Consider the following 13,769-nt stretch of genomic DNA (forward strand, 5'->3'; position numbering starts at 1 on the left):
ATGGGCACCGTAAGAAGGTAAGAATGGGCATCGCAAGAAGCGTTATCTTCCTCTAATTTTCAATTTTCAATTCTCAACTTTCAATTGAAATGACTATCTTTGTAATTCGAATTAAAACTAAACGATAAGATGAAACAAATAGTTTTTATTTTCATGGCGATCCTGTTAGCGACAGGAATGGCTTCAGCTCAGAAGAAAGCAGTTATTTCCGCAGAAACAACCAGTTTCGATTTTGGTACCATCAAGGAAGCAGACGGAAAAGTATCCCATACGTTTGAAGTATCCAATACGGGCGATATGCCTCTGGTCATTACACGTGTAATCGCGTCTTGCGGATGTACGACCCCGGAATGGCCGAAAGAACCGGTAGCTCCGGGTAAGAAAGCCCAGATCAAGGTTACTTTCGATCCGGCAGGACGTCCGGGCCCTTTCACGAAGACCATTTCCGTATACAGTAACGGGAAAACCGGAAGCTTCATCATGAACATCCGGGGAGAGGTTGAATAAGAAATACGTAAAAAACCCCCAATTGGAATGCTGAATATAAAAAGGTTGATCCTTGCTCTTACAGCAATTATATCTATAACGACAGCTTGGGCACAACAAGGCGCCCAAATCTTGTCGGACGAGTTGACTTATAATTTCGGGACAATAGCCGAGGCCGATGGATTCGCCAGTCATACTTTCACGATAAAGAATACGGGAGACGCCCCTTTGGTCATCACCCGTGTTACTGCGTCATGCGGTTGTACACGGCCGGAATGGACCAAGTCGCCGATCGCTCCCGGTAAGACCGGTGAAGTTAAGATAACGTATAATCCGAAAGGACGCCCCGGCCCGTTTTATAAAACCGTATCGATATTCAGCAATGGAAAGAAAGGGAGTTACAGCCTAGCCATTAAAGGAAATGTCACCCCGAAACCTTCGCAGCCGGTCTTTACGTATCCTTATTCTATCGGTGATCTGAAGCTGCATACGAAGACTGTTCTATTCAGCAGTATCCGTCCGGAGGAAACGTTGGGCGAGAAGATCAACATTAAGAACGAGGGAAAGACCTCGGCTACGATTCATCTGGGTAAAGTACCTCACTACCTTAACGTACAGGTGAACCCGGCTACCCTTCAACCGGACGAGGTCGGTGCCATTACGATCCTTATGGATGCCAAGGTCTTGAAGCGGAAAGGACGAGTCTCTACGCTTTTGCCGGTCATGGTACAGAACGCCGGAAAGAAGGAAGTATCCGGAGAGATCCAGATCTCCGCCAACGTGATCGATAATTTCAGCAAACTATCCGCTGCGGATAAAGCCCAAGCCCCAATAGCGGAATTATCCGGCACTTTACTGGAATTCGGCAAGCTACCGAACAAGAAAAACATCGTTCCGTTGATCGGTGGTAAAGTATCGGGTACATTTGAGATTACGAATGCCGGAAAGACTCCGCTCACGATCTACAGCGTCACTTGTGATGATGAGCGTGTCGATTTGTCCGGCGGCAAGAAAGAACTTAAACCGGGAGCGACCGCTACTTTCAAAGTAACCTTGCGACCGAAAGAGATAAAGACAAAACTTGAAGCACTTATTAATGTCGTATGCAACGACCCGAACGGGCCTATTCGCTTGATCAAGGTCACCGCATATAAATAATGAATTATTAATATGGAACATCCAGAAAACGATGATCAGTACAAGGGATTGAAAGTGAATAAGGGCATTGCGGATGTCCCTACCGTAAATCCTTATATAAAAAAGCGTGCCCAACGCAAGGTATATACGCCTTCCGAATTCGTGGAAGGTATCTTAAAAGGGAATATCACGATACTCAGTCAAGCGGTTACCTTGGTGGAAAGCTCTAAGCATGAGCACCAACAGGTGGCGCAGGAGATTATAGAGAAATGTTTGCCTTTCGCTGGAAAATCGGTCCGTATCGGTATTACGGGTGTTCCCGGAGCGGGAAAGAGTACCTCTATCGACTCTTTCGGCATGCACTTGATCAACCAAGGGCGTAAGCTTGCCGTACTAGCGATCGACCCGAGTAGCGAACGCTCGAAAGGTAGTATCCTAGGAGATAAGACTCGTATGGAGGCCTTGTCGAGAGAGAAAAACGCCTTTATCCGTCCTTCACCATCCGCAGGCTCCTTAGGGGGGGTCGCCCGTAAGACCCGTGAGACGATCGTATTATGCGAGGCCGCCGGTTTCGACACCGTATTCGTAGAGACCGTGGGTGTTGGACAAAGCGAGACGGCCGTACATTCTATGGTGGACTTCTTTCTATTGATCCAACTTGCCGGTACCGGCGATGAATTGCAGGGTATCAAGCGAGGTATCATGGAAATGGCGGACGGTATTATTATCAATAAAGCGGATGGAGACAATATCGATAAGGCGAATCTTGCCGCCGCTCAGTTCCGGAACGCTTTGCATCTTTTCCCACCTTCGGAATCAGGTTGGTTCCCGAAAGTATTGACTTATTCCGGTTATTACAACATAGGTATCAAGGAAATATGGGATATGGTCGGAGAGTATATGGAGTTCACCAAAAAGAATGGCTACTTCAACTATAAACGTAACGAGCAAGCTAAATACTGGATGTACGAAAGCATCAACGACACGCTGCGGGATAAGTTCTACCATAACCCGGCGGTAGAAGGCATGCTGGAACAAACAGAGAAGCAAGTCTTGAACAACGAGATCAGCTCGTTCGTGGCAGCCAAACGAATGATTGATTTATTCTTGGATCATATCGCTACGAAATAAAAGTATAAGAATGTCGCACGATCGGATCATGCGACACTCTTTTTCACTTGAACCTTACATCAATTCCTTTATCTTCTTTCGCTTTCACGGCCAACGTGCGTCCTTGTCTCTTTACCTCTCCTGTGATGAATTCAGGTATATTGTAGGATTTCATAAAGCGAAAATAAAAATCCGTATCCTTCTGGGGTAACAGGAAAGGTTTGCAAGCCTGTCCTTTCTCATCGATATAAGCGATAAACGGTCTTGTATACAAACCATCCATCCGCCGGCTGCTAAACACGATCCAACGACTATCGCTACTCCATGAATGATAGCTTTCCACATCGTCGCTATTCGCCGCCTCCAATGGATAACTTTGCAGAGTCGATAAATCAATCATGTACAAATCGGCATCCTTATGCCAAATAGAGAAATTCCCATAACCGGACAAGGTATAGAGCAAATACTTTCCATCCGGGGAAACCCGGGGAAAAGAAACGCTTTTATCGATCTCCGATGCCTTATACAAAGTATCGACTACCGTCCCGAAACGACGTGTAGCGGGATCGAACGAGACTGAGCATAGATCGTATCTCACTTGATCGTATTCCTTGGGCATCGTACGGGCTTTAGCCGAACAGAAATAGAGCGTATTTCCATCCGGGGAAAATGTAGGGAAAGTCTCGAACGCTCCCTCTGAAGACAGCAGCGGAGAAGTCACGATCTCATGCTTTTGCGTATCATAGACGACCACATCCGAGGCCGAGTCGAATACCTCCACCCGATTCCTATCGTTCATATGAAACGCTTGCTTGGTTTTATTCACAGAGAAAGCGACATATTTTCCGGAAGGATGCCAAGAAGGATAGACTAGCGGAGAAAGGGTCTGATCGGTCTTCGTATTCAGCTTCTCCACCCTATCTCCATCGATCAATAAGGTACAAGAGTAGGTCTCACGCATATGGAAAAGCATTTTCTCCGGATTCTGCATACAGAAAGAATGGCAGTTCATACAGTTATTGCCGCTCATCTTATTTTCGATGATCGCGTTCTCCGTATAATTTTCCAAGTTACGTTGATAGATACCCATACGGTTCCACAGCTCATAGCCCGGCTCGATTAAACGGTAAGCCAGCCAACCATCGACCGGCTCCTTCGCCACCTTGATGGTGAATGGGGCATACGCGATCCATTCATCATTCACGAAGGCTTGTACGGTTACATTCAGATGATTCCCGGAAGCGGCACGCAACAGCCTTTTCCAACCGGAGGCCGGGATCACGAAACAAGCGTCTTTCCCGGTCTTGATCTCTAATTTCTCCGGGCCACATTCGAGAATGGCACGGGCCTCAACGCAAGCGTCTTTCAGCTTAAAATTCAAGGGAGCTATATTCGGCGGGATTGTCACATCCGCATAATCCGGAAAGATCTCCGGCTTGACTTCCAGATTCTTCTGTATACGGACCGGACCGGAACAAGCCATCAAGCCCAGAATCATCCACAGACATATACATCTTATTATATACATTTTTCTCATCTCCTATTTAAACATATAATAATACCAATAGGTATCGCCATAAGAGCGATACATCAAACCGGGCAGCGCATTACTATTATTCCGCCCAGCGAGCACTTGCCTCTTATAATCGGTGAATCGCCCTACGATAGATTCCGAGACACCGAAACGTTTCCAGTAATCCGGATCTTTCTCCGATAGGATGATGACCGCCTCTTGAAAAGAGACCGGTAAAGAAGGGAGTAAATCCGTTCCGTAATAGGTTTCTACCAACGTCTTAAAGCGCATCACATCTTTTGCTAAAAGATAGAATACGCCGGCATAGTGGAAAGCGGCTTTATTGGAAGGATTCTGCTCCGCCAAGCGAATCAAGTCCGTGTCGAATCCATCCATCTGGATCAGATGATTCTCAGCTAGCAGGTTCCTGCGCATATTCCCCAATAGAGGATCTGTCTCGACCGCCTCATCATTATACAGGAATTTCCGCTGCGCTTTGGCCCAATCCTTATAATAGAAAGTATTCTCTAAGACAGCGATATATTTCTCCGCGACCGGATAGGCTCCATAAATCAAGTTCGTTTGCACCAAACGTTGCGTCATGCGGGGATTTCCATCACATAAAGCGCCGATATTACTCTCGAAAGCCATCTCTTGAGCCGCGGCGACATTTCCCATCGTAAAATAAACATCACTCAGCAAGGCGGATATGGTAGTCGATTTATTCCATGCCACCATTAATCCACGAGGCCCGTGCTGCGTGTACTTAAACGCCTCATCCGCCAGAATACCTTTCCGGGCCAAAGCCATATTTTGGTAACATAAATAGAGTTGATTAGTGGTCGGTTCCTTGCATGATACCAAGATCCGGTCCCATTGCTCTGTCCGGGTAAAATAGTCCATCATCTTCAAGCGGTATGATTTCTGTTCGCCATATAGATCGAAGCCTTTCCAGAAGATAAGCCCTAAGATAATGAATTGGGAGATTCCCAGCGCTAGACGCTTTTTACCAGCCCATGATTCCTTGTTTTTACAGAGGCAGGTTACAACCAGCGCCGCATAGAAAGCGATCCATGAGAAATAAATTACCTTATCCGGCACCAAACGGAAATAATAATAACTATCCGGTAAAAAGACAAAGCGATATTCTCCGATCACCGAGTAACGCACACATAATTCACCCAAGATCAACACGATCATCGGTAAAATCACGGAATAATATCAACGGGGCGTCCGGCTCATGGCCTCGTATCCCATCATGGACAAGGCAAACAACAAAGAGACCGGCCCGGCCAACTCAAAGAGTAACAGGGAGGCAAACAGACTTGCTATCAAACGAGGTATGAAATTCCTTATCCCTAAAACGAGATATAAAGCAAGCAGCATCATACCGAAGGCTACCGTTCCTTGAAACCTGTAATTAAAATCCCATTGCACAAACAACAAGGATAGGACGGGAAGCCAAGCCCATAAAATACCATGGCTTCGCGGATCGATCCGCCTCAAGATCGCCCAGAACAAGGCCCCTAGGCCTGTCAGCAGGGCCGCCGTTATCATAGCTCCCACATTCGGGAGAATGAAGAACTGCACCAAACAACCGGAAAGAACCATCGCTAAACCTCCCGGTTGCATTAACTTATCGATAATAAAAATGGGAGTCAACTGGAATAACTGGTTCTGCTCGACACAATAAAAGTGGTACTCACTGAATATCCTCAAGAAGATAAACAGAAAGACAAATACGATTACATGCAAGGCCACGCCGCTATACTTCTTCATGATATCAGGTTCTTCAAATAAAAACCCGGATGTACGCAATCGCTACATCCGGGTTCCTATTCGTATAAATATATGCCTTATTTAGATTGAAGAAACACGGAGCGTGTTCAACAAATCCCGGTTAATAGGCTTATCATTCTTGATCGCTTTAGAGAACGGTACATAGACGATCTGGTCGTTCTGGATACCCATCATCACGTTACGCTGGTCATCCAACAAGGCATCGATCGCGGCCACACCCATACGAGTCGCCAAGATCCGGTCTTGTGCCGTAGGAGAACCACCACGCTGCAAGTGACCTAAAATAGAGACACGCACGTCGAACTGCGGATATTCCTTCTTCACACGCTCAGCGACACCCATAGCGCCACCGGTTACCTCACTTTCGGCAACCAATACGATACTACTGTTCTTGGACTTACGGAATCCATTCTCGATCATCTCGGCCAATTGGTCTTTCTCCAAGGAGATTTCCGGGATAATAGCGGCTTCGGCGCCAGAAGCGATCGCTCCGTTCAACGCCAAGAAACCCGCGTCGCGCCCCATAACCTCCACAAAGAACAGACGATCATGCGAGGTAGCCGTATCACGGATCTTATCCACGCATTCCATGATCGTGTTCAAGGCCGTATCATAACCGATCGTCGTATCCGTGCCATACAAGTCATTATCAATCGTACCCGGCAATCCTACGATCGGGAAATTAAACTCCTGAGCGAAAATACGCGCTCCCGTCAACGTTCCGTCACCACCGATAGCGATCAAGGCATCGATCCCATGCTCTTGCAACTTATCATAGGCCTGTTTTCGTCCCTCGGGAGTCTTGAACTCCACGCAACGGGCGGTCTTAAGGATTGTTCCGCCGCGCTGAATTATATTACTGACATTTTGTGTCTTAAACTCTTCAATCTCATCCAGGATCAACCCTTTGTAACCACGGTAAATACCTTTCACTCTCATTCCGTTATAAATAGCGGAACGTGTTACCGCACGAATAGCGGCGTTCATTCCCGGGGCATCACCTCCGGACGTTAAAATACCAACACACTTTACTGTAGACATAGCGTCATTGATTTTAATGTTCTCCGGCAAAAGTAGTAAATATTTAGTTATCCTTCTGTCTTTCTCCCGGAAAGTTCACGTAATCTTAATCAAAATATCATTCTGAAGCGTTCAATTCCTTGATCCGGACCGCCACTTCCTCCATCAACCACTTGGGAGTGGATGTAGCGCCGCAAACCCCGACTCGGCGCACGCCCTCGGGCAAAGGTTCGGTAATCTCTGATACCTCGGAAATAAAGAGCGTATTCGGGTTCGCTTTCCGGCACTCCTCGAACAGCATCTTCCCGTTGGAACTTTTACGACCAGCCACAAAATAGACCCAATCGTGGCTGGAGGCGAACGCTTTTATATTCGGAAGACGATTCGCCACCTGACGGCAAATCGTATCGTAATAATTAAACTCCACCCCTTCCGCCATCCGCAGCTTGATCTCCGCCACTACCGCCTTAAATCCATCCAAGGACTTCGTGGTTTGGGAAAACAGGCTGATCGCACGGGTAAAGTCCAGACGATCGAGGTCTTCTATTTTCTCGATGACAATCGCCGTGCCCTCCGTCTGCCCCACCAAGCCATTCACCTCCGCATGGCCTTTCTTCCCATAGATAACCAACTGGGTGTTATTCGCCCGGGTCTCTTGATAACATTTATGGATCTTGCGCTGCAAACGCAAGACAACCGGGCAAGTAGCGTCTATAATCGTGATATTGTTTCGCTTCGCTAAAGCATAGGTAGAAGGTGGCTCGCCATGCGCCCGGAGCAACACCTTCCGGTCTCTCAACCTTGAAAGGCCATCATGATCGATCGTATGCAGCCCCATATGCTCCAACCGCTCCACCTCCAAACTGTTATGAACGATATCGCCTAGGCAATACAGCGTATCCGTATTTCCCAGCTCCCGCTCAGCGCTCTCTATGGCGGTGACAACCCCAAAACAGAATCCGGAATCTTTATCTATCTCGACTTCTATCATATCTATAATATCATTAACAAACAAGCACTTACAGTTTTCTTAATTTTCAATCACAAGAAACTATAGTTTCTTCATAACAAAACTAGAGTTTTCCCTAAGAGAAACTTTTGTTTCCTAGTAACGAAACTATAGTTTTCATTCGAAGAGACAAAAGTTTTCTTTATAGGAAACTCCAAGCACTCGTTTATGAACCGATCGCTTTATGATATTGTTCCAGCAACCAAGCCTTTTGCTCTTCCAAGGTCATATGGGAATTATCCAATACCAAGGCATCATCAGCTTGTCTCAAAGGACTTTCCTCCCGGGTTGAATCTATATAATCCCGCTTCTTCACATTCTCCAGCACTTCCTCGTAAGAAGCGGGGATCCCCTTCGCCTCCAGCTCATCGACCCGGCGCTTGGCACGTACCTCCGGCGAGGCCGTCACGAAAAGCTTCAACTCCGCATCCGGGAATACGACCGTACCGATATCACGGCCATCCATCACGATGCCTTTCGCCTTTCCCATCTCTTGTTGCTTAGCGACCAACGCACGGCGCACAAAGCCTAGAGTGGCTACCGGACTCACTTTATCCGCCACTTCCATACCACGGATCTCTTTCTCTACATTCACACCGTTCAAATAGGTATCCGGCCGGCCGGTCTCCGCGTTCAAACGAAATGAAATATCGATATCATGGATAGAAGCCTTCAGCTCTTCCTCCTGAATCTTCTCTCCCTCAAAAAATCCATGCTGGATGCAATACAAAGTCACGGCCCGATACATGGCACCCGTATCGATATACGTATATCCAATCTCCTTGGCAAGATCTTTAGCCATGGTGCTTTTGCCACTGGAAGAGTGGCCGTCTATAGCGATAACTATTTTCTTCATATATATATATTAATGTATAGGTTTATTCTGTCACCTTCTTAAAATCGGCCAAGGTCGTAGATACGCTAATCATCATCGACATGGCGGACGGATGATATTTCGCCAGCGAGAAGCCCACGTCAAACATCTTGATCCTTACACCTGCGCCCGCCGAGAAGCCGGAGAAACTTCCCCCGCCTTTCAACTTCATATCCATATTGACCTTCGGATTGAATCCTACGCCCACCCAAAAGTTCTCGGACGGGATAAAATCCACGCCGATGATAAAATGCTTCGCCAACGTCTTAACGAAAGAATCCCCGTCATACTCTTTATCCGTATTATCGATATAATCGAACTTCCAACGGTTCAAGTATTGGGCCGTCAAAGAAAAACGAATCGGGGCATGCGCCATTTTCTGCGTGATACCCATCTGGATATCCCAAGGCATCTTTTGTCGCTCATCCTCGTAAGCTTTCAGTTGCGCGCCGATATTCTTCAAGGCGAAACCAAAGGAAAAGCCCTTATCCGAATTATAATAACTCAATCCCGCATCCACGCATAAACCGATAGAGGTATAATCAGCCAGCCCCGAATACAAGAACTTCAACGATAATCCACCCCGCCAACGCTCATTCAAGTCACGGGAGTAAAAACCGTTCACGCTGATATCTTTCGCCGACAGGCTCGCTCCGGTCACGACGTTATCCGGTAACACCTCCTTGATATCGCCATAGCTTATAAACGTAGCGCCTACGCCCCAAGCCCCTTTCTCGCCATGCGCTTTCGTGAACAAGGCACTTCCTACGTTGATATCCGAGATGTAATTCATATAATTCAAGTTGATCATCCCATCCATCTCCGCACCTAGCAAGGCCGGATTATGGAAGATAAGCGAAGGGTCTCTTTCTACCAACGCCACGGTATGCCCACCCAAGGCGTTAGCCCGGGTCGAGGTCGGAAAACGTAAGAAAGTATACGCCTCGCTCCCGTTTTGCGCTGAGACAGACAGTGTAACAACGAATAAAATCAGTATAAATAGTTTATTTCTCATATTTTCATGCAAAAAATCGTTCAAAGATACATTAATTCGGAAAAATGTTTTTACTTTACACCCGCAAATCTCAGAAATACGGATTTCACATTAACAGAAACGGGAAAAATGCCAAAAAGGTATATTATCGCTCTCATTTTTGTTTGATATATGAAATAATTTGTATTTTTGCAGAAGTGAAAAACACTTATAAATTATTATAAACGTATGGAAATTAAAAAATCACCGAAAGCGGACCTTGAGAGAGGTAAGTCTCTAAGTATCCTGATGGGATTCGTAGTGGGCTTAGCTGTCTTGTTCGTGGGCTTCGAATGGAGCACCCGCGATGTAATGGTCGTTCAGGCTAGCGAGGGTGTAGCAGACATCATCGCCGAGGAAGAAGTGGAAATCACGAGACCGGAGAATACGCCTCCTCCACCTCCACCACCTCCAGCACCAGTTGTAACCGAGGTTTTGAACGTTGTTGAAGACGACGTTGAATTGGAACAGCAAGATATCTTATCATCAGAGGATAATCAGCAAGAGGCTCAAACAGCCGTTTATACACCGCCTGCAGTAGTAGAGGAAGAAGAAGAATCCGCTCAGCAGATCTTTACGGTTGTAGAGGAAATGCCGAAGTTCCCGGGTGGAGACGCAGAGTTGCTGAAGTTTATCGCTAAATCAATCAAGTATCCGGTAATCGCACAGGAAAACGGTATCCAAGGTCGTGTAATCTGCGCATTCGTGGTTAACCGAGACGGATCAGTAGTAGACGCTGAGGTATTACGTGGTGTAGACCCATCATTGGATAAAGAGGCTCTTCGTGTGATCGGTACCATGCCTAAATGGACTCCGGGTAAGCAGAGAGGTAAACCAGTACGTGTTAAGTATACTGTGCCTATCACGTTCAGATTGCAATAGTATAACATTAAACATATCAAAAAGGCTGCTTTATTTTCGCAGCCTTTTTTTATTTCATAACTCCATTAATTGATACAGCTATGTTAGCATTCGAGAATATACTTCAAAGAATAGAAAGCGAGATCTCTCAACTACAATTCACCAATCCTCCCAAGAGCTTATACGAGCCGATAGAGTACATCTTGTCCCTCGGAGGAAAAAGAATACGTCCGGCGTTAACGTTGATGGCATGTAATATATATAATAATAGTATAGAGAATGCGATCAAGCCCGCTTTAGGTCTGGAAGTTTTCCATAACTTCACCTTGCTGCACGACGACCTGATGGATGAAGCTGATAAAAGAAGGAACAAACCTACCGTACACAAGGTATGGAATGCCAATACGGCGATTCTTTCCGGAGACGCGATGCTAATAGCGGCTTATCAATTAATCGGATCAACGGAACACGGCCACCTTAAACAAGTGTTGGATTTATTTACGCAAACCGCGGCGGAAATATGTGGCGGCCAACAATTCGACATGGAATTCGAGTCTCGCATGGATGTGAGCGAGGAAGAATACATCGAGATGATCCGGCTAAAGACAGCCGTACTACTGGCCTGCTCCCTTAAGACGGGTGCCCTACTCGGAGGTGCCTCACAGGAAGACGCAGGCAACTTATATGCGTTTGGTATCAATATAGGTCTAGCGTTTCAACTGCAAGATGATTTACTAGATGTATATGGTGACACCGCCACTTTCGGGAAAAACATTGGCGGCGATATCCTTTGCAACAAGAAAACATTCTTATTGATCAACGCTCTCAGACTGGCCAATAAAGAACAAGCGGAAGCTCTCCGTAGCTGGATGGATAAAAAAGAATTCGACCCGGCTCAAAAGATACAGGCATTCACCTCTATCTACAACGAATTGCAGCTAAAACAATTAACAGAAAATAAAATCCAAGCCTATTACGACGCATCCGTAGAGAACTTAAAAGCTTTACAAGTCGCCCCCGAAAAATTAACGATCCTAAAAGAGGTTTGTGATCATTTAATGCATAGACAATCCTAATCCATGAGGTTAATAGACACACATTGCCATTTATATCTGGAGGATTTCGATCCGGAGCAAGACGAACTGGCTCAAAAAGCAAAAGACTCAGGTATCGACACCCTGCTTCTGCCAAACGTAGACCTGACGACGATTGACAGAATGCACGATTTATGCGATCGATACCCAGAGTTCGCTTTCCCCATGATGGGATTGCATCCGACCAGTGTGGATAGCAATTATATCGATATCCTAAAACAAACGGAATCCTATCTATCTAAACGTACTTATTGCGGTATCGGTGAAATCGGGATCGATCTATATTGGGATAAGACTTATTTAAAGGAGCAACAAATCGTTTTCGAGGAACAACTGCGTTGGAGCATCGATCTGAACCTGCCCGTAGCCATCCATACCCGCGACGCATATCCGGAAGTTCTGGAATGCATACATAAAGTCGGAGCGGAAAGACTTAAGGGCGTATTTCATAGTTTTACCGGCACAACGGAAGAGCTGGAAGAAATAAAGAAACTGCCCACCTTCAAGATCGGGATAAACGGAGTTGTTACCTTTAAAAATTCAAAACTGTCCGAAGTCATTCGGCAAACGGATCTTAAAAAGATACTCTTGGAAACAGATGCACCCTATCTTTCACCAGTCCCCTACAGAGGTAGACGGAATGAGCCTACTTACATATGGAAGACGGCCGAGAAAGTGGCGGAAACATTCGGCCTCACGCTAGAGGAAACCGTAAACGCTACTCGAAAAAACACATTAGAATTGTTTAAAAGCGTAAATAAACCCATATAGACACTTTTTTTCGAATGAAGTCAAAATTTATTTCGTGGATATTGTGTATATGTCAAGCAAAAACTATAGATTTGTGCACTGAAAAGATTGCATATGGGAATTTTTTCGTATTTTGCGGTCGTTTTAGAAGAAGCTAGGCGAATAATTGGAGAGATGCTCGAGTGGTTGAAGAGGCACGCCTGGAAAGCGTGTAAACCCCTAAAGGGTTTCGCGGGTTCGAATCCCGCTCTCTCCGCGGTGGAGAATACCATGAATTAATTAACAATAAAATAAAAACAAATAAGAGAATTATTAATCTTAAAAATTAAACACACAATGAAAAAGTTATTTGCAAAAGCATTCTTGGGTTTATGTGCCCTTGGAACTTCTACCGTAGCATTCGCGCAGGACGCTGCAGACGCAGCTACAGCTGTTGAAGGAGGTATGTATCAAGCATTAAAAACAAAGTTTATCGAAGGTGGTGCCGACTTCATGAGTTTGGTTGCTATCGCTTTGATTTTCGGTTTGGCTTTCTGCTTAGAGAGAATTATCTACTTGAACTTAGCTGAAACAAATTCCAGCAAATTGTTGAAGGGTATCGAAGATGCTTTAGACAAAGGTGATGTTGAAGGCGCTAAAGCTATCGCTCGTGACACAAGAGGCCCTATCGCTTCTATCGCTTACCAAGGATTGATGAGAATTGACCAAGGTATCGACGTTGTAGAAAAATCTATCGTTTCTTATGGTGGTGTTCAAGGAGGTCTTTTGGAAAAGAATATGTCTTGGATCACATTGTTTATCGCAATGGCTCCGTCTTTAGGATTCTTGGGTACTGTAGTAGGTATGATCATGGCGTTCGATAAAATCGAGCAAGTTGGTGATATCAGCCCGACGGTTGTAGCAGGTGGTATGAAAGTGGCCTTGATTACTACTGTAGGTGGTTTGATCGTTGCTTTGATCCTTCAGGTATTCTATAACTATTTGTTAAGCAAATTGGAGGCTATCTTGAATCAAATGGAAGATGCTTCTATCTCTTTGCTTGACTTGGTTATCAAATACAACGTCAAATTCAAAAAATAATA

At 45.6% G+C, this 13,769-nt stretch carries 12 protein-coding genes, 1 tRNA gene and 1 pseudogene; 8 read left to right on the top strand and 6 right to left on the bottom strand.

The window, feature by feature from the left end; translation table 11 throughout:
* Positions 1-129: 129 nt before the first annotated feature.
* The 3 genes from CI959_RS03970 to meaB are packed head-to-tail and all read left to right on the top strand — an operon-like array spanning position 130 to position 2,754.
* Positions 130-507 (top strand): DUF1573 domain-containing protein, encoded by a 378-nt coding sequence (locus CI959_RS03970; RefSeq protein WP_005858893.1) that lies wholly within the window; start codon positions 130-132, stop codon positions 505-507.
* Positions 508-534: 27 nt separating this feature from the next.
* Positions 535-1,644, top strand: coding sequence for a DUF1573 domain-containing protein (locus tag CI959_RS03975; RefSeq protein WP_005867942.1), 1,110 nt, complete (start codon positions 535-537; stop codon positions 1,642-1,644).
* Positions 1,645-1,656: 12 nt separating this feature from the next.
* Positions 1,657-2,754 (top strand): methylmalonyl Co-A mutase-associated GTPase MeaB, encoded by a 1,098-nt coding sequence (meaB, locus tag CI959_RS03980; RefSeq protein ID WP_005867941.1) that lies wholly within the window; start codon positions 1,657-1,659, stop codon positions 2,752-2,754.
* A gap of 43 nt (positions 2,755-2,797) precedes the next feature.
* Here meaB and CI959_RS03985 read toward each other — a convergent pair whose 3' ends face one another.
* The 6 genes and pseudogenes from CI959_RS03985 to porQ form a co-directional block, all read right to left on the bottom strand.
* Positions 2,798-4,270 (bottom strand): PD40 domain-containing protein, encoded by a 1,473-nt coding sequence (locus CI959_RS03985; RefSeq protein ID WP_057316730.1) that lies wholly within the window; start codon positions 4,268-4,270, stop codon positions 2,798-2,800.
* A 3-nt stretch (positions 4,271-4,273) separates the two neighbouring features.
* Positions 4,274-6,025, bottom strand: a pseudogene (locus CI959_RS03990) (DUF6057 family protein).
* 81 nt (positions 6,026-6,106) lie between these two features.
* Positions 6,107-7,087 carry a 6-phosphofructokinase gene (gene pfkA, locus CI959_RS03995; RefSeq protein WP_005858904.1) on the bottom strand — a complete coding sequence of 327 codons (981 nt, stop codon included), beginning with the start codon at positions 7,085-7,087 and terminating at the stop codon, positions 6,107-6,109.
* A gap of 97 nt (positions 7,088-7,184) precedes the next feature.
* Entirely contained in the window at positions 7,185-8,057 is an 873-nt protein-coding gene (locus CI959_RS04000; protein ID WP_057316728.1) for a 4-hydroxy-3-methylbut-2-enyl diphosphate reductase, read from the bottom strand.
* A gap of 184 nt (positions 8,058-8,241) precedes the next feature.
* Positions 8,242-8,931, bottom strand: coding sequence for a (d)CMP kinase (cmk, locus tag CI959_RS04005; protein ID WP_057316726.1), 690 nt, complete (start codon positions 8,929-8,931; stop codon positions 8,242-8,244).
* 22 nt (positions 8,932-8,953) lie between these two features.
* Positions 8,954-9,964 carry a type IX secretion system protein PorQ gene (gene porQ / locus CI959_RS04010; RefSeq protein WP_005858911.1) on the bottom strand — a complete coding sequence of 337 codons (1,011 nt, stop codon included), beginning with the start codon at positions 9,962-9,964 and terminating at the stop codon, positions 8,954-8,956.
* 207 nt (positions 9,965-10,171) lie between these two features.
* On the opposite strand from porQ, the gene CI959_RS04015 reads away from it, so the two are divergent.
* From CI959_RS04015 to CI959_RS04035, 5 genes are all read left to right on the top strand, one after another.
* Positions 10,172-10,864 (top strand): energy transducer TonB, encoded by a 693-nt coding sequence (locus CI959_RS04015; RefSeq protein WP_005858914.1) that lies wholly within the window; start codon positions 10,172-10,174, stop codon positions 10,862-10,864.
* An 80-nt stretch (positions 10,865-10,944) separates the two neighbouring features.
* Positions 10,945-11,919: a polyprenyl synthetase family protein gene (locus CI959_RS04020; protein ID WP_008779351.1), complete on the top strand. Its 975-nt coding sequence runs from the start codon at positions 10,945-10,947 to the stop codon at positions 11,917-11,919.
* A gap of 3 nt (positions 11,920-11,922) precedes the next feature.
* Complete coding sequence (locus CI959_RS04025; RefSeq protein ID WP_005858918.1) at positions 11,923-12,708, top strand: TatD family hydrolase; 786 nt, start codon at positions 11,923-11,925, stop codon at positions 12,706-12,708.
* Positions 12,709-12,855: 147 nt separating this feature from the next.
* A tRNA-Ser gene (locus CI959_RS04030) sits at positions 12,856-12,943 on the top strand.
* Positions 12,944-13,023: 80 nt separating this feature from the next.
* Positions 13,024-13,767: a MotA/TolQ/ExbB proton channel family protein gene (locus CI959_RS04035; RefSeq protein WP_008772636.1), complete on the top strand. Its 744-nt coding sequence runs from the start codon at positions 13,024-13,026 to the stop codon at positions 13,765-13,767.
* Positions 13,768-13,769 lie beyond the last annotated feature (2 nt).

This window comes from Parabacteroides sp. AT13 (assembly GCF_002272965.1).
Classification (GTDB): Bacteria; Bacteroidota; Bacteroidia; order Bacteroidales; family Tannerellaceae; genus Parabacteroides; species Parabacteroides distasonis.